Annotated in this window: 22 protein-coding genes; 9 read left to right on the top strand and 13 right to left on the bottom strand. The window is 68.6% G+C overall.

The genetic code is table 11. From position 1 onward, the window contains the following. Nucleotides 1-3 precede the first annotated feature (3 nt). The 4 genes from ACFY2X_RS32160 to ACFY2X_RS32145 form a co-directional block, all read right to left on the bottom strand. Nucleotides 4-822 (bottom strand): citrate/2-methylcitrate synthase, encoded by an 819-nt coding sequence (locus ACFY2X_RS32160; protein ID WP_389945744.1) that lies wholly within the window; start codon nt 820-822, stop codon nt 4-6. Next, nucleotides 819-1601 carry a CoA-transferase subunit beta gene (locus ACFY2X_RS32155; protein WP_389945741.1) on the bottom strand — a complete coding sequence of 261 codons (783 nt, stop codon included), beginning with the start codon at nt 1599-1601 and terminating at the stop codon, nt 819-821. Before ACFY2X_RS32155 ends, ACFY2X_RS32160 begins: the two co-directional genes overlap by 4 nt. A gap of 109 nt (nt 1602-1710) precedes the next feature. Then, nucleotides 1711-2616: a CoA transferase subunit A gene (locus ACFY2X_RS32150; protein ID WP_389945738.1), complete on the bottom strand. Its 906-nt coding sequence runs from the start codon at nt 2614-2616 to the stop codon at nt 1711-1713. Nucleotides 2617-2662: 46 nt separating this feature from the next. Then, the gene (locus ACFY2X_RS32145) at nt 2663-4111 is read right to left on the bottom strand and encodes an aldehyde dehydrogenase family protein (RefSeq protein WP_389945735.1); all 1449 of its coding nucleotides are present in this window, start codon (nt 4109-4111) and stop codon (nt 2663-2665) included. Between the two features lie 313 nt (nt 4112-4424). On the opposite strand from ACFY2X_RS32145, the gene ACFY2X_RS32140 reads away from it, so the two are divergent. The 4 genes from ACFY2X_RS32140 to ACFY2X_RS32125 all read left to right on the top strand — a co-directional run bounded on the left by ACFY2X_RS32140 (nt 4425) and on the right by ACFY2X_RS32125 (nt 8671). Further along, entirely contained in the window at nt 4425-5519 is a 1095-nt protein-coding gene (locus ACFY2X_RS32140) for an extracellular solute-binding protein (RefSeq protein WP_389945733.1), read from the top strand. Nucleotides 5520-5965: 446 nt separating this feature from the next. Beyond that, nucleotides 5966-6838, top strand: coding sequence for an ABC transporter permease subunit (locus ACFY2X_RS32135; protein ID WP_389945730.1), 873 nt, complete (start codon nt 5966-5968; stop codon nt 6836-6838). 1 nt (nt 6839) lies between these two features. Next, entirely contained in the window at nt 6840-7643 is an 804-nt protein-coding gene (locus ACFY2X_RS32130) for an ABC transporter permease (RefSeq protein WP_389945727.1), read from the top strand. After that, on the top strand, nt 7640-8671 hold the full coding sequence (locus ACFY2X_RS32125; RefSeq protein ID WP_389945724.1) for an ABC transporter ATP-binding protein: 1032 nt from the start codon (nt 7640-7642) through the stop codon (nt 8669-8671). Before ACFY2X_RS32130 ends, ACFY2X_RS32125 begins: the two co-directional genes overlap by 4 nt. Before the next feature lie 13 nt (nt 8672-8684). On the opposite strand, the gene ACFY2X_RS32120 is transcribed toward ACFY2X_RS32125, so the two are convergent. After that, entirely contained in the window at nt 8685-9125 is a 441-nt protein-coding gene (locus ACFY2X_RS32120) for a DUF4440 domain-containing protein (RefSeq protein WP_389945721.1), read from the bottom strand. Further along, on the bottom strand, nt 9104-9877 hold the full coding sequence (locus tag ACFY2X_RS32115; RefSeq protein ID WP_389945718.1) for an SDR family oxidoreductase: 774 nt from the start codon (nt 9875-9877) through the stop codon (nt 9104-9106). The genes ACFY2X_RS32120 and ACFY2X_RS32115 overlap by 22 nt, the downstream gene beginning before the upstream one ends. A gap of 70 nt (nt 9878-9947) precedes the next feature. Between ACFY2X_RS32115 and ACFY2X_RS32110 the strand changes: the two genes are divergently transcribed. After that, complete coding sequence (locus tag ACFY2X_RS32110; RefSeq protein ID WP_389945715.1) at nt 9948-10910, top strand: AraC family transcriptional regulator; 963 nt, start codon at nt 9948-9950, stop codon at nt 10908-10910. A 52-nt stretch (nt 10911-10962) separates the two neighbouring features. Here the strand turns inward: ACFY2X_RS32110 and ACFY2X_RS32105 are convergent, their stop codons facing one another. From ACFY2X_RS32105 to ACFY2X_RS32095, 3 genes are all read right to left on the bottom strand, one after another. Next, nucleotides 10963-12849 (bottom strand): tetratricopeptide repeat protein, encoded by a 1887-nt coding sequence (locus ACFY2X_RS32105; protein WP_389945712.1) that lies wholly within the window; start codon nt 12847-12849, stop codon nt 10963-10965. A 286-nt stretch (nt 12850-13135) separates the two neighbouring features. After that, a complete protein-coding gene (locus tag ACFY2X_RS32100) occupies nt 13136-13633 on the bottom strand; it encodes a GNAT family N-acetyltransferase (RefSeq protein ID WP_389945709.1) in 498 nt (165 codons plus the stop codon). Then, nucleotides 13630-15192, bottom strand: a complete 1563-nt coding sequence (locus ACFY2X_RS32095; RefSeq protein WP_389945706.1) for an XRE family transcriptional regulator — start codon at nt 15190-15192, stop codon at nt 13630-13632. The genes ACFY2X_RS32100 and ACFY2X_RS32095 overlap by 4 nt, the downstream gene beginning before the upstream one ends. A gap of 307 nt (nt 15193-15499) precedes the next feature. Between ACFY2X_RS32095 and ACFY2X_RS32090 the strand changes: the two genes are divergently transcribed. The 4 genes from ACFY2X_RS32090 (at nt 15500) to ACFY2X_RS32075 (ending at nt 19203) form a co-directional block, all read left to right on the top strand. After that, nucleotides 15500-15817, top strand: a complete 318-nt coding sequence (locus tag ACFY2X_RS32090) for a hypothetical protein (protein ID WP_389945703.1) — start codon at nt 15500-15502, stop codon at nt 15815-15817. A 529-nt stretch (nt 15818-16346) separates the two neighbouring features. After that, nucleotides 16347-17225 carry a mechanosensitive ion channel family protein gene (locus ACFY2X_RS32085; RefSeq protein WP_389945700.1) on the top strand — a complete coding sequence of 293 codons (879 nt, stop codon included), beginning with the start codon at nt 16347-16349 and terminating at the stop codon, nt 17223-17225. A 20-nt stretch (nt 17226-17245) separates the two neighbouring features. After that, a complete protein-coding gene (locus ACFY2X_RS32080; RefSeq protein WP_389945697.1) occupies nt 17246-17644 on the top strand; it encodes a globin in 399 nt (132 codons plus the stop codon). Nucleotides 17645-17667: 23 nt separating this feature from the next. Continuing rightward, nucleotides 17668-19203 (top strand): glycoside hydrolase family 13 protein, encoded by a 1536-nt coding sequence (locus ACFY2X_RS32075; protein WP_389945694.1) that lies wholly within the window; start codon nt 17668-17670, stop codon nt 19201-19203. Between the two features lie 150 nt (nt 19204-19353). On the opposite strand, the gene ettA is transcribed toward ACFY2X_RS32075, so the two are convergent. From ettA to ACFY2X_RS32055, 4 genes are all read right to left on the bottom strand, one after another. Continuing rightward, complete coding sequence (gene ettA, locus ACFY2X_RS32070) at nt 19354-21018, bottom strand: energy-dependent translational throttle protein EttA (RefSeq protein WP_389945691.1); 1665 nt, start codon at nt 21016-21018, stop codon at nt 19354-19356. A gap of 26 nt (nt 21019-21044) precedes the next feature. Continuing rightward, entirely contained in the window at nt 21045-22100 is a 1056-nt protein-coding gene (locus tag ACFY2X_RS32065) for a GGDEF domain-containing protein (protein ID WP_389945688.1), read from the bottom strand. A 601-nt stretch (nt 22101-22701) separates the two neighbouring features. Continuing rightward, a complete protein-coding gene (locus tag ACFY2X_RS32060) occupies nt 22702-23391 on the bottom strand; it encodes a single-stranded DNA-binding protein (RefSeq protein ID WP_389945686.1) in 690 nt (229 codons plus the stop codon). A gap of 137 nt (nt 23392-23528) precedes the next feature. Further along, complete coding sequence (locus tag ACFY2X_RS32055; protein ID WP_389945683.1) at nt 23529-25172, bottom strand: GTP-binding protein; 1644 nt, start codon at nt 25170-25172, stop codon at nt 23529-23531. Between the last annotated feature and the right edge of the window lie 114 nt (nt 25173-25286).

Here is a 25286-nt window from a genome sequence, read left to right as displayed (position 1 = left end):
GACCTAGGGCAGTGAGCGGTCGGCGGGGCCGTCGTAGTTGTCCGGGCCCTGCATGGCCAGGTCCAGCGGCTGGACCATGGGGGAATTGGACGAGGCGCGCCAGCCCTTCTCGCGGGTGGCCTCCTCGATGGAGTGGGCGCAGAGCGAGAGCGAGCGGCAGACGATGAACAGGGCCTTGAGCTGGAGCGGTTCGTAGCCCATGTCCAGGCCGATGCAGCCCATGGCACCGGGGCCGTTGATCCAGACGCGGCGGCCGAAGACGTCCTCGGTGGCGTCTTCCATCGCGCGGGCGATGGCGACGTAGCGGCCGGTGATGCCCAGTTCGTCGGCGAGGCCCAGCAGGCGGGCCGTACGCGGGTCGCGGATGTGCTGGGCGTGGTGGAATCCGGGCATCCGCTCACGGCGCTCGCGCATTTCGGTGACGACCTTGGCCGCGGCCTCCTGATCGCTCAGCCCGTCACGGCGAGCGCGCTCGGCGACGGCGAGGAACAGTTCGGCGGGCCGGTCGGCGGTGCCGTGCAGGCGCCCGATTCCGGCGACGCCCGCGGCGACCGCGGCGTTGAGCTCGGCACCGCCCGCGGTGGCGAAACGGACGGTGGCCGAGGAGGGCGACATGGCGTGCTCCGCCATGTTCACCATGATGGCCTCGGTCATCCTGCCGACCTCGGGCGTCGGCAGTTCGCCCCTGAGCACCAGGTGGAAGTGCTCGCCGAAGGTGATGTTGCCGGTCAGCTCGTTGACGTCGTACCCGCGCACGACGATGCGGTCCTTGTTCTTCCAGGCGATGGCCGTTTCCCAGGCGAACGGCTTCTTGTCGGTCAACGGGATTTCCTTTCGGGAAAGTAGACACCCGCGGGGTCGAGTTCCTCGCGCAGCAGGCGCAGGTCTTCGGGGTCCGGCGGGACGACGGTGGTGAGCTCCGGGGAGAACTCCGGGGTGAAGCCGGTGTTGTCGAGTACGGCCCGCGCCGTGGCGCCGGGCATCAGCGCGGTCACGGTGAGGGCCGAGTCTTCGGCCTCCATCACGCACAGGTCGGTCACGACCTTGACGGCCAGGGGTGGCAGCCCGGCCGCGGCACGGGCGCCGGGGCCCGACAGGAAGCCGGGACTGGTGACGTAGTCACAGCGCCGGGGGAAGCGCCGCCGCTCGTGGTCGGTGAGGATGACGACCTGGCCGCAGTGGCTGGCGATGTCGTTGGCTCCCCCACTGCCGGGCAGCCGGATCCGCTCCCCTCCGGCGCGGGGCACCCAGGTGGAGTTGATGTTGCCGTACTCGTCCACCTGGGCTCCGCCGAGGAAGCCCGTTCGCACCAGGCCCCGCTGGACCAGGCCTCCGAGGGCCTCGAACAGCGAGCCGTGGCGGGAGGCGCCGTGCATCAGCCGGGGGTCGACCACCGAGACCGGGGTCGGCACGACCTGGGGGAACATCACGCCGGACTCGATGACGAGCTTGGCTCCGGGTGCGTGGGTGCGCTGGGCCAGCGTCGCGGCGAGCAGCGGCAGCCCGGTTCCGACGATCACCAGGTCGCCGTCTCCGATCTGCCGTGCTCCCTCGACCACGAGCAGTTCGCGCGGAAGAACCCCGGGAGCCTGGACCATCATGCCCCCTCCATGTCGGAGACTTTCGGTCCAGAGGCTCTCGGTCCGGAGACTCCCGGTTCAGAGGCTCCCGGTTCAGAGGCTCCTGGGAAGGAGGCCTCGCTCGGCTCGCTCATACGAGACTCCTCATCTGGTCGGCCAGCCTCGACCGGAGCGAACCGCTGGGATCGCGAGTGGCCAGGAAGGCGTCGAAGTCGGCCGTGGCGCACACGTTCACGGCGAGCCAGTCACGCAGTTCCTCGCCGGCCCGGCCGAGGGCCTGATACTCCTTGATCTCCGACTCGGCGAAGTCGTAGGCGCGGTAGACCGAGGTGGGGAAGGCGCCGAACGGCTGCTCGACCACGGCCGCGACGTAGGCCTCCGGGATCGTGACCTGCTCGGGCCGGTCCGCGAACGATCCCGCCGGGACGATCTCCTCGACAGAGACGATCGCCACCCGGGCTGCCCGGACCATGTCCACCTCGTGCGAGGTAACACCCTCAATAACGATATTTCCCGAAATATCAGCACGGTTCGCGTGGATGATCGCCACGTCCGGAGTCATCGCCTTCAGCAGCACCAGCGGATTCCCGCTCCACGGGTCCACGTCCTGCCGGGCATATCCGGCCGCCACCATGTCGGCGAGCAGGTCGGTGCCGAGCAGGCTGCGCGTGGGCAGGTACGGCAGGCCGAGCGCACCGGCCGCGAACCTGGTGGCCATGGCCAGATGGCTGTGGTCCCCCACACTCACCTCGCCCCGCTCCACCGCCCGCCGCCAGGCGAACAGCGTGCCGTACCGCTCCAGGTTGCCGGTGCCCTGCTCGGTCCTGGCCACCAGCCCGGCCGCCACCAGCATGTCCAGCGGCAACGAAAGGTTGCAGCCGACCACGGTCAGCCCGCCGATCCGCTGCCGGATCACCTCGTGGACCAGGACCATCGGGCAGCGGTTGATGTTCTGCCCGCCCATGCCCACGACCGCGCCGGGTGCGACGAACCGCGCGACGGCCTCGGCGGCCGTGAACACCTTTCCCCCCGTCATCGTCCTCCCACCGCCTTTCTCGCGGTCGTCACCGCCGTCGGCGCGCTCAGTAACTTATGCACGCGGATTTCCATTCGGTGTAGAAGTCCCAGACCTGGGGGGAGCACTCCGGCGGGCCGAACTGCGACAGCTTCGAGCCCATGTGCGGCAGGTGCGCGTAGGCGCCGACGCCGGGCCGGTTGACGTGCAGCATGCCCGCCTCGAACCGCTCCAGCGCCTCGAACGCCTTGGACATGTCCGAGGTGAAGATCGTGCCGCTCATGCCGTACTTGACGGAGTTGGAGATGCGCATCGCGTCGTCGAAGCCGTCGCAGTCGATCACCGAGAGCACCGGGCCGAAGATCTCCTCCTGGGCGATCTCGCTGTCCCACGGCACGTCGCGCAGCACGGTCGGCTGGACGTAGCACCCTTCGGGCACACCGTCGGTGTGGCGTCCGCCGCCCGTGGCGATCTTGGCCCCGGCCTCCTGCGCGGATCTGACAGCCTCCAGGCAGGCCCGCATCCGCGCCTCGTTGACCACCGGGCCGATGTCGGCGCCCGCGTCGGTGCCGACGCCGACCTTCAGCGCGGAGACCCGCTCGATCAGACGCTCCAGGAACTCCTCTTTGACGCGCACGTCCACGACCACCCGGGAGGTGGCGCTGCAGCGCTGTCCGGACTGGCCGAACGCCCCGAACACCGTCGCCTGGACGGCTCTGTCGAGATCGGCGTCGGCGAGGACGAGGACGGCGTTCTTGCCACCCAGCTCCAGTTGCGTGCGCAGCAGCCGGGGCGCGCCCGAGGTGTGGATGGCCAGGCCGACCGGGAGGGAGCCGGTGAAGCTGATCCCGGCCACGCGCTCGTCGGCCACCAGCGCCTCACCCGCGGCGATGTCACCCTGGACGAGGTTGAGCACCCCGGCGGGCAGGCCCGCGTCGGCGAAGACCTCGGTGAGCAGCGCACCGCTCAGCGGGGTGAACGGCGACGGCTTGAAGACCGCGGTACAGCCCGACAGCAGGGCCGGGGCCACCTTCCACATGGGGATCGCCAGCGGGAAGTTCCACGGCGTGATCAGGCCCACCACGCCCAGCGGCGAACGGAAGGTGTAGGAGAAGGTCCGCGGCTCCTCGGCCGGGGTCGTCTCCCCGTTCAGCCGCCGGGCCTCGCCCGCGGTGAAGTCGAGGACGGCCAGCGCGCGCCTGACCTCGCCGCGTGACTCTTTCAGCAGCTTGCCCTGCTCGCGGGTGATCGCCTGGGCGAAGTCCTCGGCCCGCTCCTCGATGAGCCGCTCGGCGGTCCGCAGATATTCGGCCCTCCTGATCGGACCCAGCGCCTTCCACCCGGGAAACGCCGCCGCGGCGGCCTCGACGGCGAGGTCCACGTCGGCGCCGCCGGACTCGGCGAAGTCGCCGATGCGATCCGACAGGTCGCCCGGATTGATGTTGGGCCGGGTCTGCCCGCTCTCCGGCGGGCGCCACTCGCCACCTATGTGGTTGAGCAGGTAGCGACTCTCCATCGGGTTCCTTTCCACCGTGCGGCTGCCATCGGCCAGCCTCACCGCACGCTCCCCGCCCTCACAAGGGGGGATTACCCGATGCCCTCGATAGGCAGGAGCTATACCGCTTTGCCTATGGCCCGGATCAACAAATGATGCGTTGGCCCGGCCCCGGTACTGGGCTAGACATTCGGAAAACGCGTGGTCCTTCGCCGGCAGATGCCGTTAACCCCGAATTCATCCGATCGAAACTGCCCGGTGGGCTGATCGTCAATCAGGGAAAGCCGACAAACGCCATGGTTCGATGCGCAAAGCTCCCAGAAGGGTATTTTTCATGAAAAATCTCTACTTGAGCGCGGCATCGGCGACCGTACTGGCCATGCTCTCCCTCAGCGCCTGCGGCGCCTCCGGCGCGAGCGGCGGCTATGACTGGAGCGCCGCCCCGGACACCAGCAAGATCGCGGCCCAGGGCGCCGACCTGCCGACCTACGGCCTGGCGCCCGACTGGGCGAACTACGGCGAGGTCATCAAGGCCTTCTGCGCCAAGCACGGCGGCACCTGCAAGCACACCGACACCGACATGTCCTCGGCCGAGGAGATCCAGCGGATCGACGCGGAGAAGAGCAACCCGGTCGGCACCGCCGGCGACATCGGCCTGATGTGGGGCCCGGTCGCGGAGGCCAAGGACGTCGTCCCCTCCTACCTCCCACCCTCGGCGAGCAAGCTCAAGAACTGGCAGAAGGCCGGGCGAGGCGGCTGGATCGCCACCTTCGTCGGCGTTCCGGCGTTCGTCGTCAACACCGACAAGGTCGTCAACCCGCCCAAGAGCTGGGCCGACCTGCTCAAGCCCGAGTACAAAGGCATGATCGCCACAAAGAACCCGGCCTCCTCGGGAACCGGGCAGGCCATGGTCGCCGCCGCCGCGATCGCCAACGGCGGCTCGGCGGACGATCTGGCTCCGGCCTACGACTACTTCAGGAAGCTCAAGGACTCCGGCAATCTCAGCGACGTCAAGATGAGTGAGGAGAGCCTGGAGAAAGGCGAGGCCCCGATCCAGATCAACTACGACTTCAACGGCCTGTCCCAGAAGAACGCGCTCAAGACCAAGAACGTCAACGTGGAAGTGATCATCCCTGCCGACGGCTCGGTCTGGTCCCCGTCCGGGCTGATCATCAACAAGTACAACACCGCCAAGGGCGACTTCCTCAAGAGCTTCCTGGATTACGTCCTCTCCGACGAAGCCCAGATCCTGTTCGCCAAGTTCGGCGCCCGCCCCATCCGGTTCCTCAACGGCGACCTGCGACTCCCCGCCGACGCCAGGGCCAACTGGCTGCCGGACGCCGCCTACGCACCCGTCAAGGAGATCGAGATCACCAAGATCGACCCCGAGCGGATCGTCGCCGACTGGGAGGCCAAGGTTCTCGCGTGACCCAGCACATTCCCAGGCCCGCGGCGGGAGGAATTCTCCCGTCGCAGGCGGATGCCGAGACGACCCTTGCCTCAGGGCAAGACTTATCCCCCCAGAAGGGAAACACCTCGTCTTTGGGAGAAGAATCCTCCACCCCGAATCGAACCGGTGTAGATAAATCCACTTTTAGGGGAAAAATCAATACCCGCACCACATCCGGGGGAAAAATATCCCTCCAGGAGGAGCTGACCCCACCCCCGGTAGAGCTCTTCTCCACCTCCTCAGGCACACCATCCCCTCAGTCCACCTCCCCGGGCGCACCTTCTCCCCAGCCCGCCTCCCCGGACGCGTCCCCTCAGCCCACCTCCCCGGATGCGCCTTTCCCTGACTCCCCCTCCCCGAACTCGCCCTCCTCCCCGGATGCCTCCTTGCCCGGCTCCCCCTCTCCGAGGACGGCCTCCTCCCAGATGCCCCGGCCGCCACGGCGAGGTGCGGGCCGTACCGGGAAGGTCCTCACGGAATGGGCGCCCGCGCTCCCCCTGCTGGTGTTCACGTTCGCGATGCTCGTCCTCCCCGCGGCTCGGCTGATCCACGACACGTTCGCGCTGCGTGGCGGCGGCTACGGCCTCGACCATGTCCTGCGGGTGATCGGCAATCCCGTGGACCGGCAGGCCATCGCCGGCTCGCTCGCGCTCGGCGCGGTCCAGGCGACCTTCGCCACCGCGCTGGGCGCCCCCGCCGCCTGGCTCATCACCCGGATGCGTCTGGGCGGCCGAGCCTTCTGGCTGTCGCTGATGAACGTGGCCTCCAACTTCGCCGGCATCGGCCTGGCCTTCGGTTTCGTCGCGCTGATCGGTTCCACCGGCATGCTGACCCTGATCCTCGGCGGCGTCTTCGGCGTCGACGCCGCCTTTCCCCCGGTCGGCTCGTTCACCGGGATGAACCTCGTCTACCTGTATTTCAACGTGCCGATGTTCGTGCTGCTCACCCTCCCCGCGCTGAGCGTGCTCAAGGACGACTGGCAGGAGGCCGCCGCGGTCTGCCACGCGACCCGGTGGCAGTTCTGGCGCCACGTCGGCCTTCCCGTGCTGTCGCCGTTCGTGGTCGCCGGCTGGCTGCTCATCTTCACCTGGACCATCGGTGTCTACGCGGTGGCCTACGCGGTCGCGGCCGGCCCCGGCAGCCAGAAGCTCATCACCCTGCAGATCGGAACCACGCTGGAGTCCTCGGTGTTCGGCCTGGAGCGCGCGGCCGTGCTGTCGGTGCTGCTCATGCTCCTCGCCATAGGGGCGACCGTCCTCTACCGGCTCTCGCTGAAGCGAGCGCAGAAGTGGCTGTGAGTTGAAAAGGCGAATCTTCCTGGGTCTGCTCGGCGTCTACTTCGCGCTGCCCCTGCTGGCTGCCCTGCTGTACTCGGTCGCGACGCGCTGGACCGACACACCGTTGCCCGACGGGTACACCCTGGACCACTGGCTCGGCGTGTTCGGCAGGCCGGATGTGACCTTCGCGCTGCTCCGCTCCCTGTCGCTGTCGGCCGTGGTCGTGGTCGTCGACGTGCTGCTCGTGGTGCCCGCCGCCTACTGGTCGGTGGTGCGCAACCCCGGAATCGGCTCGGTCGTGCAGACCATCGCGGTGATCCCGTTCGCCGTCCCATGGATCGTCATCGGGGCCGGTGTCCAGCTCGTCACCGCGACCTTCGCCCCGGGGCTGTTCGGCACGTTCTGGCTGCTCGCGGCGGCGACGGCGGCCATCGCCTTCCCGTTCATGTACTGGGCGGTGGAAGGATCGCTCATCGCGGCGGGAGCCGTACGGCTCAGCGAGGCCGCCGCCACCTGCGGCGCGAACCCCGCCCAGACCCTGAGCCGGGTGATCTTCCCGGCGATCCGCGGCGGCGTCGTGTCCGGCGCGCTGCTGGTCGTGGCCACCGCGATGAACGAGTTCGCGCTCGCCAAGATCCTGGTCGGAGCCAAGTTCGAGACGCTGCCGATCTGGTCGGCCCGTCAGTTCGTCTCCCGGACCCTCGGCGACCCCAACGCGCTCGCCGTCGTCACGATCTTCACCTTCGGTTTCCTGTTCGCGCTTTCCGCCCTGGTCGTCCGTCTCGGGCGCGGCCGGGTGAGCACTATCGGAAGGACCCTGCGTTGAGTCACGTCGTCCTTGAGGGCGTCACCAAGCGCTACGCCGGTCATGTCGCGCTGGCCGGAGTGGACGTCAGCGTGGAGCAGGGGGAGATGCTGGCCCTGCTCGGCCCGTCCGGTTGCGGCAAGACCACCCTGCTGCGTTGCATCGCCGGTCTCACCGAGTTCGATGCCGGGCGGCTGACCATCGGCGGCGCCGACATGAGGGGAGTTCCGGCGCGCAAGCGCCCGATCGGCATGGTCTTCCAGTCCTACGCGCTGTTCCCCAACCTGACCGTGCGCGGCAACATCGGCTTCCCCCTGACCGTGCGCCGGGAGGCCAAGGCCCGGGTCTCCGCACGGGTGGAGGAGATGCTGGAGCTCGTCGGCCTCTCACGGCAGGGCGACCGGCTGCCCAACCAGCTCTCCGGCGGCCAGCAGCAGCGGGTCGCGCTGGCCCGCGCGCTCGCGCCCCAGCCGGAGGTGCTGCTGCTGGACGAGCCGCTGTCCGCACTGGACGCCCAGGTACGCCACCGCCTGCGCGACGAGGTCCGCCGCATCCAGCATCAGATCGGCATCACCACGGTATTCGTCACCCACGACCAGGCCGAGGCACTGGCCGTCTCGGACCGGGTCGCGGTGATGAACGCCGGGAGCATCGAGCAGTGCGCGGCTCCCGCGGAGATATACACCGCCCCCTCCACCCGGTTCACGGCGGGCTTCGTGGGTAACCGCAACACCCTTGAGCTGCGCGCGAGCGGCGCCCGCGTGACGGCGGGCGGCGCCTTCGACGTCGAGGCCCCCTGGGATCGGGTGCTGTGCATGTTCCGTCCCGAGGACGTGTCGGTGACCCTTGACGGTCCCGGCGCCCGCGCGGTCGTCGACGTGACGGTCTTCCTCGGCGCCACCACCCGCGTCTACGTCCAGGCCGAGATCGACGGCTCCCCCGCCACCGTCTTCGCCGACCTGCCCTCCCGCGCCGCCGCCCGGCTCTCCCCCGGCGACGCGGTACGGCTCAGCGTGGACCCCGGCCACGTCCAGATCTTCCCCGCCTGAGGGCTTCGCCTTTTCACCCGGGACGGCCGGGCTGTCCGGGCTGTCCGGGCAACCAGGTCTCGTGGAGATGACTCCAGCGATAGCCGTTCCGGGCGGACGGATCGGCGGTGAACACCACCGTGCTGACCCTGCTGTTCGCCCCCAGCTCCGAGGTCTGCCATTCCTCGTAGACGGCGACGGCGAGCCCGGCCTCGGCGGCCACGAGCCGGAAATTCTTGATCGTGATGTCGATTCCGGGTGCGGTCCCGCGCATGTCACCGAACCTGTCCACCACGTCGTGTTTCCGGGTCAGCGCGCCGGAGGGGTCGATCATGGTGAAGTCCGGTGCCAGAGGATCGGCGAACCGCGCCGGCTCCACGTCTCCACCGCCGAGCCGTGCGGCGATGACCTGGTGCATTTCGCGTACTTCTTGCTCGCAGAGCTGGGCCGGGGTCACCGCCGGGTCTCCATCCACTCGGACACGTTGGTGAGGTTGATGCCAAGCACGGGATGGGTGACGGGTGCGTACACCTGTCGGCCTTCCTCGGTTGCCAGATATCGGTAGATGTCGGCGATGGCCGTACCGACCGCCGATTCGAAGACTTCCAGCGGCAGCGGGCGGTACGAGCCGACACCGAGGGCGGCGGCGAGCTCGGGACCTGTCAGGGCGGCGGGACCGCCGAGGTCGAGTGCCATGCCCTCCAGGCCTGGCGCGGTCAGGGCGACCTCGGTGGCCGCCGCCAGATCCGCCTGGGCCAGCCACGACACCGGCACATCCGGCGGCAGCGGGTACGACACCGCGTTCCCGTCCAGCAGTCCCGGCATGAGCAGGTTCTCCAGATAGGCCGGCGGCCGAAGCACGACCGTGGGGACACCGCTGGAAAGGAACGCCTCCTGGGCGGCGCGCCTGGTCTCGAAAGCCGGCAGCGAGGTCGGCTCCTTCGGGATGGTCGTGTTGGCGTTGAACACCAACCGCTCGACCCCGGCCCGGCGGGCCGCGTCGATGACGTTGTCCACGTAGCCGGTCACGATCTTCTCCTCGTGGACCATCGGCAGGACCACCGAGGCGTGGGTGACGCCGTCGAACGCCCTGCGCACGTCCGAAGCCGAACCGAGGTCTCCCGTCGCGCGGCCGAAGCCGCGTACCTGATATCCCTTCGCGGTCAGCCGTCGCGCGACGGCACCGCCTTGGGCGCCGTTCGCGCCCAGCACCAGCAGCGATTTCATGCGATCCAGCTTGTTGGACGGCAGGGGTACGATCAATTAATCAAGAGCTGGATTTATTAAGGAATCGTCCGTGCCCGATCTTCTCGGCGAGCTGCTCGCTCCCCTCCGGCTCCAGGGGGTGTTCTTCAGCAGGTGGTCGGCGCGAGCTCCCTGGGGCGTGCGAAGCGAGGACGAGCACTGTGCCGTCCTGCACTACGTGGTCGGCGGCGAATGCCAGGTGCTGCTGCCCGGCGGCGGCTCGGTCGTCCTCCGCGCGGGAGACCTGGCGGTCTTTCCCCGGGGCGCGGCGCACGCCCTGGCCGACGCCCCCGGCACTCCCACCGTTCTCCTGGACCAGGTGATTCCCGACCGGAAAGCGGGAACGCACACCGTTCGGGAGATCACCGGCCCGGGAGCGGCGGTCGTGTTCCTGTGCGCGGGACTGCACTACGACGAGCTCGGCGACTCCCCTCTCTACCGGGCGCTGCCTGCGATGATCATTCTTGACCGGGACATGCTGCGCGCCGAGCCCCTGCTGGACCACACGCTGCGTGGCCTGGCCGCGGAAGGACAGGACGAGGAGCCGGGCGCCGGGCTGGTCGCCCTGCGCGCGTTCGAAATGGTCTTCGTCCTCGCCCTGCGCACCGCCCTGCGCAACCTGGACGTGCCGACGGCGCGGGCGCTCCGGCATCCCGGTGTGAGCCGCGCCCTGTTCGCCATGTACACCCGCTACCACGAGTCCTGGACGATCGAGTCCCTGGCCAGGGAGGCCGGCATGTCCCGGTCGGTCTTCAGCGCGGCCTTCCATGAGCTGGTGGGTGACTCTCCCGGCCGGCACCTGGCGGGACGGCGGATGAGCGAGGCGGCGCACCTGCTCAGGCACACCTCGGTCCCCCAGGCCACCATCCCGGAGCTGGTCGGCTACGGCACGCCGGTCGGCTTCCACCTGGCCTTCCGCCGTTGGTCCGGCATGACGCCGGCCGAGTATCGCCGTACGTCCCGATCCGAGCCCCAGGCCAGGCATGTGCCCGGACGGCAGGACGCCGGCCGTTGACGATCGGCCCGTCCGGCTCGGCCGGGCCTGACGAGGCACCGGGCGGTGCGCGTCAGAGCCCGAGGGCCTCGCGGACGTCGGGATCGCCGGGAGCGAGCCTCAGGGCTCGGCGCAGATCCTCCCGCGCCTCCTCCTCCCTGCCCAGGGCCCTCAGGGCGATCGCCCGGTTGAAGTGCAGCTCCGGGCTTTCCTCGATCTCGATCGCCCTGGACAGGTCGGCCACCGCGCCCTCCGCGTCGCCCGTCTCGTAGCGGAGAACGCCGCGGTTCGCCCAGGCCGCGCCAAGATGAGGTGCCTTGTCCAGAGCCGCGTCGAAGGCCCGCCCTGCGTCCTCGAACCGCCTGGCCGCGGTGTCCAGCTGTCCCTTCACGGTCAGCAGGTGGGGGTTGCCCGGCATGAGCGCCAGTCCGGTCTCGACGTCGGCCCACGCCTCGGCCTCCAGCCCGAGTACGGCCCGCACCCCCGCCCGGTTGATGTAGGCGTCCAGATAGTCGGGGTCCAGCTCCAGCACGTGGTCCAGGTCGGCCCGGCCCCCCTCCAGATCGCCCAGCGCCAGCCGGAGCTCGGCCCGGTTGTAGTACGCCTCGGGCATCGGCGGGCTGACCCGGATCGCGGTCTCGTAGTCCGCCAGGGCCTCCTCAGTCGACCCGAGCTGGAAGAACAGGTTGCCCCGCTCCAGGTAGTGGTCGGCGAAGAACGGGTCGACGGCGATCGCCGCGGCGTACTCCTCCAGAGCCTCCTTGGCCCGGCCCAGCTCGGCGAGCAGCCGGCCCCGGTTGGCGTACAGCACCATCCGGTGCACCGGGTGCCGCCCCGACGGCAGGTCCTCCTCGGCCAGCTCGACGGCCGAGTCGACCAGGGCGAGCGCCTTTCGCGGATTGCCCCGGCGCGTCTCGATGAGAGCCTGGCCGTTGCGGTCGAAGCCGAGCTTGAAGGCGCGTTCCCGCCGGTCGGGCAGCAGCGTGGAGATGGCGACGGCCTGGTTGATCCAGCCCGTGGCGCGATCCAGGTCCCGCTGGGCGGGGTCGGGGTGACGGGCGTCGAGCATGGCCGTGCCGTACGCCGACGCCGCGTGCACGGCGGGGTCCTGGCTACCGCGGCGGGCCCGCTCGTAGAGTTCCCGGGCCTCGTCCTGCCGGGACAGGGCGCCCAGGGCGGTGGCCGTACGCTGCGTGAACCGCCACCAGAGGTCCGATCCGGGCTCCGTCAGCCGTAACCCGCGCAGTCCCAGCTCGACCACCGCGTCCAGGAAGCCCTCCCTGACGCAGTGGTCGACGGCGGTCCAGAGCGCCTCGGCTCCGCGGCCGTGGGGGTCGGCGCCGTGTTCCCGGTGGAAGGGGATGGCACCCAGGCGCAGGGAGAACTCACCCGTCGCCTCCAGTTCGCCGGCCCGCAGGTCGTGCAGCCTGGCCCGCTCGGCCGGATCCAGCGCCTCGTAGGCGGCGCGCGACCCCTCCTCCGTGCAGTCGGAGGCCACATGGGCCGCACCGTCGGTGCCCGGCGCCCGTGTCCGGCCCGAGCCCTTGCGCACCCTCGTGAACGGCGACGGGCCGGAGCTCACCACGCGACCGCGGAACCAGCTCGGCGGCGGCTCCGGCGAGCAGAGCATCACCGTGAACAACGCGGGGTCCAGCCGCCTGACCAGGACGGCGAGCAGCTCGCGGTCGGTCGGATCGACCTCCTGAACGTTCTTCACGACCAGCGTGCGAGGCCTGTCCAGGCACGCGCCGAGGAACTCCGCCACCCCGTTGGCGAGCCGCAGGGTACGGCGGAGCGCGGGCACGAGGATCCGCTCGTCGTCGGCGATCCACGCGTCTATGGTCTCCCGTCGTGCGGCCACCCGATCCCGCAGATCGGGGGCCACACTACGGATTTCGATGTCGTGAACCGCCACGTGCGCGGGGGCGCTCTCCAATGCCTCGGGGACGACCGCGCGCAAGATCGCACCACCGACCGTGTACGGTCCGCGTGACCGCCGATGTCCGTTCACCACGAGGTGCGACGGACCCGGACGGGCACCCGGGAACGGCTCGGTCAGCCAGAGGTGTTCCGTCACCCTTTGTGAATGACGCTGGAAGAACCACTCAGTTTGGCAGTGCCCGGCTTGCGAACAATGATCTTTTTCATCGTACCCCCCACTGGAAATCACTACAGGTACGAAGAATAAGTATTCTGGCATTTCGCCAGATCGCAATGCTCAACGAGGAATCAGTCTTAATTTCACCTTAATGGAGCAAGGTGGAAGGCGGACGCAACCTGGAACCGATCCTTTTCTCCATATAAACCACGACGCATCCACCACGCTCTTCCCTGCCGGTCTCGCACCAGCCGTACTTCCGGTAGAGCTCGATCGCGGCAGGCTGGTTCAGCGTGGTGTCTCCGCAGAGCCGTGCGTAACCCAGTTCAAGCGCCCGGTCCTCCAGCGCCACGACCATCTGAGCCCCGAATCCACGCCGCTGGAACTCCGGATGCACCCGTATGCGGCACATCTCGGCAGTCTGGTCGTCGACACGGCGAAGGCCTCCCATGGCGACGACACGCCCGTCGGGGGTCTCACCCACGAGAAACTCCCCCCGGTCAGCGATGTAGATCTCGTTGATCCGCGGGAAGTCGTCTTCATAGTAGACGCCGTCTCCCGGCGCGAGGCCGACCTGGGCGAGGCAGATCCGATGCAGCGCCCAGACCGTTTCGAGGTCAGACCAGCGATAACGCCGAAGCCTCATGTAACGCTGCCCGTGCCCAGGTTCACCGCGGGCGTGGCGCGCAGCGCCTCCAGGTAGACCTTGAGTTCGGGGTGCTCGGGGTCTTTGGCCTCCACGGCCTTGGCCACCTCGTAGGCCCGCTGCATGAGGATGTCCGGCCTGCAGCCCTCACCCAGGCCCATGAGTGCGGTTTTCGCTATCTCCAGCGCCTCTTCCACCTCGCCTTCGAGAAGCTTGCACTTGGCTCGGTCGAACTTGATGATGGTGGGATCAAGCCAGTCCGCCGGACCGTATTTGGTGAGGGCCTGTTCCAGGATGAGATCGGCCTCCATCGCCTGCCCGAGCCTCACCAGCGCGTCGCCCTGGTGGAAATAGAGCTGGCGCTCGGTGTAACCGAAGGTCGCGTCTTCCTGATCGGCCGCGGTCATCTGGGAGAACGCCGCCCTGGCCCGGGACAGCGCACGCTTGGCCTGGTCGACCACGTCTTTCTTGCCCGCCCCCGACAGCATCGCAAGCGCGCGGGCCTCGAAGACCGGAGCCATGGCCTGGGCCGCGCACGGCGTCTGGCCGGCCAGATCGCGGCTCTTCCTGGCGAGGTTGAGGGCCTCGCGCGGGTCCCCGTAGTAGAGCGGGACCAGGGCCTCCCTGGCGATGACCCAGGCCCTCAGCGCGCGGTCGCCGGTGTCGTCGGCGGCCGTCCTGCCGGTCCTGAAGAAGGATCGGGCCATCCGGTGATCACCGAGATTGACCATGATCATGCCGCTGAGGCCGGCGAGCTGGGCCGCCATGCGGCACAACCGCTCCTGCAGGTCCACCGGCTGGCGTCGCTCCATGGCCTTGCGCACGGCGCTGAACTCCAGCAGCACGTCACAGAGCAGCCGGAGCGGCGGCGTGTTCATGTATTGGCGGCCGAAGCCGATGGTGGCTTCCTCCCACTGATCCAGCATCGCAGGCGAGACGGTGGCCGAGACCAGGGTCTCGTCCATCCTCCTGCGAATGTTCTCCACAGATCCAAGCACCTGCCCGTCCAGCGCCACGCTGCTGCCGGCCAGAAGCTGCAAAAGTGTTCTCCTCAACACGTTCTCGTCCTCCTCGCCCCCGTCCGCGGAAGAATCACCGCCAATCTGCTCGATCAACGGTTCGCGCGGGCCAGGGGAAGTGTCGGGTCTTCCATCCTGGAGATCACCTCGGACGACACCCTGCATCTTGTGGCCGTGACCACAGATGCACGGGCCGTCGTAGCCGAGAGAGATCGGCTCGACCCGGTAGGCGGAACACAGGTAATGAAGGTATTCGGGGCCCGGCCGCTTCAGCCCGCTCTCATAGGCGGACAGAAGCGTCTCCCCGATCCCCGGCGCCGACTTGCCGTCGCGTTCGAACAACGCCCGTATCTGTTCGATCACGTCGGCGAGGGCGACGCCGTGCGCGAGACGATGACCCTTGATGCGCGTGGTCCCGAACTGGGGACCACACCTGTCGTAGATCTCCTCGGCGATCTGGGCGGAGCCGCGCCCCGCCGCCAGGCCTCGCGCCCGGATCTGCCGCGCTAACTCTGTCTCCCTGTGCTGCCTGCCGGACATTCCGGCCCCTCTCTCGTGCCCAGCTGGGCTTGACTGGCGCACTAATCCCGACCGGTCCTCTCCACGCTGACGCAGCGTAACCTTACTGTCGCACTGCGCCTACAGAGAATAATGGACCACGTTTGACTCATCCGGAACGCATGAATAGAGCAATCGGCTAAGGATCGTCCTCCACTGGAATGTTTCTTTCAACCTAGTTGGGAGAAGGCATATCCCGATCTTGATTTTCCCGCGTTGACCCGTCAAGCAAGGTGAGTCATCTTTGGCCAACCAGCACTGATGAGCGTGACCAAACGAACACGATTCGGTGCAGGGCAGACATGACCAGGAGGAGGACGAGGTGGGGGAAGACGACTTCGAGCACCTGGAGCGGCTGGTGTCAGAACTTGACTCTCGCGGGTTGCACGCCCGGGTGGTACGGACCCAGTCGGGCCGCGCGTTCGTACGCGTGATCAACCCGAACGCGACCAGCCTGGCGGAGAACGTCACCTGCCGAGCACAGGCCGCCCCCAGCCACCGGGACCTGTACTACTGGTGGTCCTGGGGGGAGCGGATGCACACGGTGCAAGACCCGGCCGGTGCAGCGACCAAGGTCGCACGCGTACTCGCCGCGGTGGGGGACTGAAGCAGGCGGTGGACCCCGATGGAGTCGCAGCCATCCGGATCCACCGCGCCCACCGCGGCTCAACGGAGCCGGCGGGGTGACCGGTGCGGAGCGTCCTCGGACGCTGGACACCCCGCCGGCTCCGAAACCCAGACAGCGCAGGCTGCCGTCCGGTCCCACCCGGACGGTGATCGGAGGGATCCCCTCGGAAACGGCTCGGGACACGCTTCCGGGTGCGTGCCCCGTCCGAGCCGCCCGTCACCGGAACGTCCGAACCCGCCCTCCGCGGCCCCAGGTCCGGACGTGCCCGTCTTCCCCGGCGTGATGTGACGGCGGCCGGTCCGGTCGGCAATATGGGTAGTGTCATTGACTTGCCCCCGTTGCCGAACGAACCGATCCGAGAGGGATCCACTCCGTGTTACTGCTCTCCCCCAGCCCGGCGCCCTCAGCGAGCCCTTCATCCTCGGTCCTGGACGTGGCCGAGTTGGGCAAGGCGTTCAGCAACGTATGCACAGCTGGGGGCGGCGACGGTGATGTATTCTGCGGCCTCGTGCAGTCCGTCCTGCCCAACGCCGCCTGGGCCCCCGTGATCGCGGGCGCGATCGCCATCGTGCTCATCGTGGTCGTCGCGATGGTGCTGCGCAACATAGCCCACAGGCTGATCACCCGGGTGGTCAAGCGCGCCTCCTCGTCCAACGGCGGCTCGATCGCCGGGCGGCTGCGCGGCAAGCAGGCGGTGGCGCTGGAGGGGCTCGACGCGGTCGCCGCCGAACGCCGCAGGCAGCGCGCGGAGACCATCGGCTCGGTGCTGCGGCCCGTCGCCTCGATCGTCATCCTCGGCACCGCGGCCCTGACCGTCCTGGAACGGCTCTCGGTCCCCATCGCCCCCCTGCTGACCAGCGTCGGCATCGTCGGCGTGGCCATCGGTTTCGGCGCCCAGGAGCTCGTCAAGGACTTCATCGCCGGCATGTTCATGCTCCTGGAGGACCAGTACGGCGTGGGCGACGTGATCGACGCGGGCGCCGCGGTGGGCACCGTCGAGGCCGTCACCCTGCGGATCACCCGCCTGCGCGACGCCGACGGCCGGGTCTGGTACGTCCGCAACGGCACCATCACCCGCATCGGCAACGAGTCCCAGGGGTGGTCCCGCGCCACCGTGGACGTGCCGGTGTCCTACGCCTCCGACATCCCGGCGGTCCGCGACCTGCTCAAGACCGTGGTCGAGGAGATGTGGAACGACCCCTCCTACCGTGACACCGTCATGGTGGAGGAGCCCCAGGTCTGGGGGATCGAGCAGATCTCCGACACGGCCATCGTCTTCCGGATCAGCGCCAAGACCATTCCGGCCAGGCAGGCGGAGATCGCCCGCGAGCTCCGCGTCCGGATCAAGTCCGCCCTTGACCGGGCTTCCATCCCGATCGCCGGCTGACGTCGCTTAGGCTTGGAGACGTGTCAGCTATCCCCGAGGAACCCCTGACCTTCTACGACGCCGTCGGCGGCGAGGAGGCCTTTCGGCGTCTCGTCCACCGCTTCTACCAGGGTGTCGTGGACGACCCGTTGCTACGACCGCTCTACCCCGAAGACGACCTCGTCGGGGCCGAGGAACGGCTGCGCCTCTTCCTGATCCAATACTGGGGCGGGCCGAGCACCTACAGCCAGCAGCGCGGGCATCCGCGCCTGCGGATGCGGCACAACCCGTTCGTCATCGGCTCGGCCGAACGCGACGCCTGGCTGAAGCACATGCACGACGCGGTGGTCTCGCTGGAGCTCCCCGACGACCTGGAGAAGCGCCTGTGGGACTACCTCGTCTACGCGGCGCACAGCATGGTCAACGCCCCTGACGCATAAACCCCCACAGGCAGGGGCAATCCATGCACATGGAAACCCCCTGGTGGCGTGATGCCGTCGTCTACGAAATCTACGTTCGCAGCTTCGCCGACGCCTCAGGAGACGGCGTCGGCGATCTCACCGGTATCCGTCAGCGTCTGCCCTACCTCGCCGAACTCGGCGTGGACGCGGTCTGGCTGACCCCCTTCTACCGCTCTCCCATGGCCGACGGCGGCTACGACGTGGCCGACTACCGCGACGTCGACCCGCTGTTCGGTTCCCTGGCCGACTTCGACGCGCTCGTCGCCGAGGCCCACGCTCTCGGGCTGCGGGTGGTCGTGGACATCGTGCCCAACCACAGCTCCTCCGACCACGAGTGGTTCAAGGCGGCGCTGCAGGGCGAAGGCCGCGACCGCTACATCTTCCGCGACGGCGGGGAGCTTCCGCCCAACAACTGGCAGTCCACCTTCAGCGGCCCCGCCTGGACCCAGGCGCCCGACGGGCAGTGGTATCTGCACCTGTTCGCCCCGGAGCAGCCGGACTTCAACTGGCGCAACCCCGAGGTGCACGAGGAGTTCCTCGACGTGCTGAGGTTCTGGCTGGATCGGGGGGTGGACGGGTTCAGGATCGACGTGGCGATGGGTCTCTACAAGGCCGAGAACCTGCCCGACAGCCCACCGGACGATCAGGCGTTCAAGGCCGAGTCGCCGATCTGGGGACGGCCCGAGGTGCACCAGGTCTATCGGGAATGGCGCATGGTGCTCGACTCCTACCCGGGGGAGCGGATGGCCATCGGCGAGGTCTGGACCGACTCGGCCGAAGACCTCGCCCTCTACGTCCGCCCCGACGAGCTGCACCAGAGCTTCAACTTCGCTTGGCTGGAGGCACCCTGGTCGGAGGAGGCGTTCCGGAAGGTCATCGGCGACACCCTGGCCGCCATGACCGCCCCCACCTGGGTGCTCTCCAACCACGACGTGGTCCGCCACGTCACCCGGTACGGCGAGGGCCTGCCCAACTCCACGACGGGCCTCGCCCGTGCCCGCGCGGCGTTGCTGGCCATGCTCGCCCTCCCGGGCTCGGCGTACCTGTACCAGGGAGAGGAACTCGGCCTGCCCGAGGTGAAGAATCTTCCTCCGGAGACGCGCCAGGACCCCATCTTCGCCCGTTCCGAGGGCAAGCTGGCCGGCCGGGACGGCTGCCGGGTCCCCATCCCGTGGTCCGGCATCGCCGAGCCGTACGGCTTCTCGCCCGACGGCGCCCGGCCCTGGCTGCCCCAGCCGGTCGAGTGGGCCGCGCTGACCGCCGAACGCCAGGCGAACGACCCGGGCTCGACCCTGAGCTTCTACCAGGAGGCCCTACGCGCCCGCCGCGCGTTGCGCGGCTCGCTCCCCGATGAGATCACCTGGCTGGACTCCCCCGAGGGCGCGCTCTTCTTCAACCGCGGCTTCCTGACCTGTGTCATCAACTGCGGCTCCGATTCGGTACCGCTTCCGCCACACGATCGCGTCCTGATCGGCAGCGCTCCCGTGGACGGCTACCTGCTCCCCCCTGACACGGCGGCCTGGCTTCAAACCGGTTAGGGCCTTTCCGGCAGGAACCGGTTAGGGCCTTCCTGCGGGGAAGGCGGGGAAAACGACAGCGGGCGGTTCCCATGGGGGAACCGCCCGCTTCGTGGCGAGCCTCCGCGCCACCGCACGACGGCCTTTCCGGAAGGCCGTCGGCGGTTCGCGTCAGTCGCGGGTGAGCTTGCGGTAGGTGACGCGGTGCGGACGGGCCGCTTCGGCACCCAGACGCTCGATCTTGTTCTTCTCGTAGTCGGCGAAGTTGCCCTCGAACCAGAACCAGTTCGAGCCTTCCTCCCACGCGAGGATGTGGGTGGCGATGCGGTCGAGGAACCACCGGTCGTGCGAGGTGATGACCGCGCAGCCCGGGAAGTCCAGCAGGGCGTTCTCCAGGCTGGAGAGCGTCTCGGTGTCGAGGTCGTTGGTGGGCTCGTCGAGCAGGAGCACGTTGCCGCCCTGCTTGAGGGTCAGCGCCAGGTTGAGCCGGTTGCGCTCGCCACCGGACAGGACGCCCGACTTCTTCTGCTGGTCCGGGCCCTTGAACCCGAACGCGGCGATGTAGGCGCGCGACGGCATCTCGACCTGGCCGACCTTGATGTGGTCGAGCCCGTCGGAGACGACCTCCCAGACGTTCTTGGACGGGTCGATGCCACCCCGGCTCTGGTCGGCGTAGGAGATCTTGACGGTATCGCCGACGACGATCCCGCCGTCGTCGGGCGTCTCACCGCCGGTGATCATCCGGAACAGCGTGGTCTTGCCGACGCCGTTCGGGCCGATGACGCCGACGATGCCGTTGCGCGGCAGGTCGAACGACAGGCTGTCCATGAGGACGCGGTCCTCGAAGCCCTTGGTGAGCTTCTCGGCCCGGATGACCGTGGTGCCCAGACGCGGGCCCGGCGGAATCTGGATCTCCTCGAAGTCGAGCTTGCGGTATTTGTCGGCCTCGGCGGCCATCTCCTCATAACGCTGGAGACGGGCCCGGCTCTTGGTCTGGCGGGCCCGGGCGTTGGAGCGGACCCACTGCAGCTCCTCCTCCAGGCGCTTCTTACGCTTGGCGTCCTTCTGGCCCTCAAGCTTGAGCCGCGCCGCCTTGGCCTCCAGGTAGGTGGAGTAGTTGCCCTCGTAGGGGTGGCAACGGCCGCGGTCGAGCTCCAGGATCCAGTTGGCCACGTTGTCTAGGAAGTAACGGTCGTGGGTGACGGCCAGGACGGTCCCGGGGTATTTCTCCAGGTGGGACTCAAGCCACTGGACGCTCTCGGCGTCCAGGTGGTTGGTGGGCTCGTCGAGCAGCAGGAGATCGGGCTGCTCGAGCAGCAGCTTGCACAGCGCGACCCGGCGGCGCTCACCACCCGAGAGCTGGGTGACGTCGGCGTCGGGCGGCGGGCAACGGAGTGCGTCCATCGCCTGCTCAAGCTGGCTGTCGAGGTCCCACCCGTTGCGGTGGTCAAGGGCGTCTTGCAGCTTGCCCATCTCTTCCAGCAGCTCGTCGCTGTAGTCGGTGGCCATCAGCTCGGCGATCTCGTTGAACCGGTCGAGCATGCCCTTGGTCTCGGCGACGCCCTCTTCGACGTTGCCGAGCACGGTCTTGGACTCGTTGAGGGGGGGCTCCTGCTGGAGCATGCCGACGGTGAAGCCGGGCATGAGGCGGGCGTCACCGTTGGACGGCTGCTCCAGACCCGCCATCATCCTCAGCAGCGTCGACTTTCCGGTGCCGTTGGGCCCCAAAACACCGATCTTGGCGCCAGGCAGGAACGACAGCGTCACGTCGTCGAGGACGACCTTGTCACCGTGCGCCTTGCGCACACGCTGCAGTGTGTAGATGTACTCCGGCATGCCCTCTAGCTTAGGGCCTGTCAAGCTTAGCTAGGGGCGGCCTCGGAACCCGGCCGATGCACCGGGGGAACGGTGGTGGCCGGCAGACAGACCCGGTCGCGCCCCAGCTCCTTGGCCCGGTAGAGGGCCAGGTCGGCGGCCGCGAGCAGTTCGATCAGGTCGTCACCGTGCATGCTCATGATCGCGACACCGGCCGAGATGGTCACGGTGACCATGTTCTCGTCGGCCGGAACCGCCATCCGCCCGATGCGGGACCGTAGCCGCTCGGCGACCCTGCGGGCCTCGGTCACGTCGGCCCGGGGAAGCAGGACGACGAACTCCTCGCCGCCGAACCGGCCCACCACGTCGTAGTCACGCAGCTGACTGCGGATGGTGGTGGCCACCCCGATCAGAACCTGGTCGCCGATCAGGTGACCGTAGGTGTCGTTGACTCGTTTGAAGTGATCGATGTCGACGATCAGCAGGGCGAGCGTCTCGCCGGTGCGGCGAGCCCTGACGATCTCGGTGTCCGCCTCGCGCTGCCAGGCCGAGGCGTTGAGCAGACCGGTCTTGAGGTCGGTGCGAGCCGCCGCCTGTAGCTGGGCGTGGAGCAGGCTGCGCTGGAGCAGCACCACCGGCGGCAGCGCCAGCACCAGCAGCGCCAGGTTCAGCCCGCAGGTGATGGCGACGATGAGCCCGAGGCAGAGCTCGACCACGTCGAGCAGCAGGCTCTCCCTGTTCCACAGCACCTCCCGCCAGCGGCTGTCGGGAGCGGCGGCGTGCGCGGCGACGGCGATCAGCGCGGTGTTGAGCACGGTGAACAGGGCGGCGCAGCCGACGGCGACGAGGATCGGCCCGCCGGTGCCGGTGGTCAGGGCGGTCAGGTCGCCGACGACGGCGTGGAACAACACCGAGGCCGCGCATCCGGCCAGGCCGATCGCGGCTGAGCTGAACACCCTTCGGTAGACGACCGTCTCCCGGACCCGTTTCTGCAGGAGGATCTGGAGCGGAATGGGCGCGAGAAGCGCATAGATGGGCGGGAGGAGCAACGCGGCCGGCAGCCACCAGGCAGACAGGAGGTCACGGGAGACACCGGCGGGCATGCCGAGCCTACGGGTGGCTTCGATGCAAACGGCACCACAGGCCATCAGGGCGACGAAAGTGAACAGGTCATGCCAGCGAAAATCACTCAGTACAGCGAAAAACCCAATAGCAACCAAATCCAGCGCTACGATCCCGCAAAGGTAGACAACCAGCGAACGGTGCTGCCCAAGCAGGGGCCACCGATCGGCCAAGGTCGTCACGCCGTCGCGTGGTTTGACCGAGGTGTGACTGGGTGCCGTCATGTCGTCCCCTTCTCCGACTAACGATGTGTAACACGATAGTTGCGGAGTGTGCGCCGCGCGACGGGAACCGCTACCTTGGCACAGTGGGTCTACTCACAGGTGACTCACGACTTGGAACCGCTCTCTCCATGAGCGGGCCGTGTGGGAAAGGAGCAGCCATGCTGCTGGGCATCACCTGGACCTAACAGGTGCTCCAGTATCTGACACGGGCAAGACCGTCGGCCCGGCTCTCGGCGCCACCGCGCTCCTGTGGCGGGGCACCGACCATGCTCGGCCGATGCCCCCTCCCCTTCGGACCCCTTCCTCAGAACGCACGGCCTCCGGCCGAGGTCCACCGAGGTCCTGTCGTGAAACCGTCTCAGGCCGCCATGCGCGTTTCCACGGGCCAGGGCGTCTCGTTCTCCGTCTCTCCGGCGGTCAGCCTCTCCTCCCCCTCCTCCGGCTCCTCCTCGGTCATGCCGTGACCCGCCGTGCCGTACGTGTCATACGTGTCGTGCCTGCCGCCGGTGTCGCCCTCCCGCACCAGGCCGTTCTCCGCTCCGGCCGTGTCATCGCCCGTCTCACTCCTCACCAGGGTGAGAACACCGGAGGCACCCGTCGTGGCCGGGACGCCGCCCATGGCCCAGTCATGTGTCTCGCGGTCGAGCTCGGTCCGCTCGCCGTGACCCAGTGACGGGACGGCTCCGCCTCTCTGTGGCCTGCTGAAGCTCCCCAGCCCCCAGCGCAGGTCGTGCCCGAGCGAGTTGGCCTCCACCTCCGGCATGAAGCGACGCTCGCCCTCGTGGACGAACTCGCGAATCCGCAGCCGCCCCTGGACGACGACCGGCTGGCCCACGCGGACCGACTGGGCGACGTTGTCAGCCAGTCCGCGGAAGCACCGGACGCCGAAGTATGTCGTGTCGCCGTTGCACCACTGCTGGTTCTCCCTGTCGAAGTAACGGTTCGTCGAGGCGACCCTGAGCGAGGTGACCCGAGTCCCGTCGGGGAAGGTGTGCTGGCGCGGTGGGGCCGCGACGTTACCGGTCAGCGTGACGTAGATGTCGTTCATCGTGTCTCCCGTGAGAGCGGGCGGGCTGCCCGCGGCGTGGAAAACACGATGGCCCGTGCCGTTTCCGGTACGGGTGACCGAGCCGCGCTCTGTGGATTACCCCATGCCTGCGCCGAGGAGCTGTGGACGGCGTGGGCTCAGCCCTGCACGCCCCGCATGGCCGAGTAGAACTCGTTGTATCTGGTCAGCTCGCGTTCCACCGGCTCGATCACCATCTCCTCGGCGACCTTGGCGACTCTGCGACGCATCTCCCGTTCGAGCCGGTCACGCTCGTTGCCCGCGTCGAGCGCGACGAAGTTACGGCTGGCCACGGCGGTGAGCAGGCCGAGCCCGAGAACCGAGAGCATCATCAGCCCGACCCACGGCAACGACGCCGCCTCGCCGAACATCGCCAAACCGGCCGGCAGCTTCCCGAGGCCGAACACGCCGAAGGCGAGAGCCGTACCGAACCATGCGAGCCCCGCGAGGAACAGCAGGACGAGCAGGTACTGCCAGACGAAAAGCAGCCTCCACCAGCCGGGGACCCGGTCCAGGCGCGGTGCCACCTCCGACAGCTCCTCGGAGAGCACCTGGGGCAGCTGGGCCGAACGAGAACGCGCGGACTCCCTGATCCCGCTCTGCCAGGCCTCGTGCATGCCGGAGGTCAGCCCGTCGGCCAGAGCCTGCACCGCGTTGTCGACCTCGGCCGACTGCGCGCTGACCGAGCCTCCGGCCAGGCCCCGGATCTCCTCCTTGAGGTCTCCCAGGCGCAGGCTGTTCAGCGGGTCGGGGCGGAGTTTCGCGGCCCAGCGGGTGTACGGCCAGCCGACCCACTCGACGGACCGCACGCCGTACACGTTCTCCATCGCCTCACCGACGGCGGGCACGCCGACCGCGTCGCAAAGCGCGTCCGTGAGGCCGATCCGGCGGGCGTCGTCGATGGAGGGAGAGGGAGCCGGAACCCCGCCGACGGGCATCGCCTTCGTCAGGCGGAGCGTGAGCCGGTCGAGGTCGGCCTCCAGACGCTGGATGGCCGCCCTGCGGCCGGCGACGGTCTCGGCGAGAACGGCCTTGAGGTTGTCCACCCCCTTACCGGTGATCGCGGAGGTGGGAACGATGACGGGGGTGCCGACGCCCTCGCGGCGAAGCAGGCCGTCCAGATCCGCGACGCACTCGGCCAATTCCTCCGGCTCCAGCCGGTCGGCCTGGTTGAGCACGAAGACCATCACCGCCTCGTGCCCGGCCAGGTCTGTCACATAACGGCGGTGTGTGGAGGCGTCGGCGTATTTCTGCGGGTCGAGCACCCACACGACAAGATCGGCGATCTGGATCAGCCGGTCGGCCTCGGTGTCGGTGAGCGCTCTGATGGAGTCGTGGTCGGGCAGGTCGAGCAGGATCAGCCCGTGGAGCTGGCTCTCACCCTTGTCCAGAGCGCTCGCCCTGGCGAAGCGGTGACGCCACTGAATCTGCAGCCAGTCGAGCAGCGGGCCCGCGCCGTCCAGGCCCCAGACGCAGGCGTGAGTGCGTGCCGTGGTCGGGCGGCGAACCCCGGTGGGCGACAGCTCAAGCCCGGAGATCGAGTTGAACAGCGTCGACTTGCCGCTCCCGGTGCCTCCGGCGAGCGCGACCACGGTGTGGTCGGAGGAGAGTTTGAGCCTGTCACCGGCGCGCAGCAGCAGCTGTCCTGATTCGGCGAGGAGCTTGGGGTCGACTCTGCCCGGTCCCAGTTCCACGAGCCTTGACAGTGCGGCGAATCGGCTGTCAAGGCCCTGGCGCGTCTGGGTGGTGCCAACAGTGGTCATTGCTCGCTTACCGTTCCTCGTTCGCTTCGCGGACCGCTCGTACCTCGCGGGCCGTCGTGCCGGAGGCGCGCTCAGGAAACACTGTGCTCACTGCGTCGGATTCGCTCGGTCTCA

Source organism: Streptosporangium sp. NPDC000396, from assembly GCF_042898655.1.
Lineage (GTDB): Bacteria > Actinomycetota > Actinomycetes > Streptosporangiales > Streptosporangiaceae > Streptosporangium.
The sequence above is the reverse complement of the archived record's forward strand: the minus strand, read 5'-3'. Positions and strand labels throughout refer to the sequence as shown.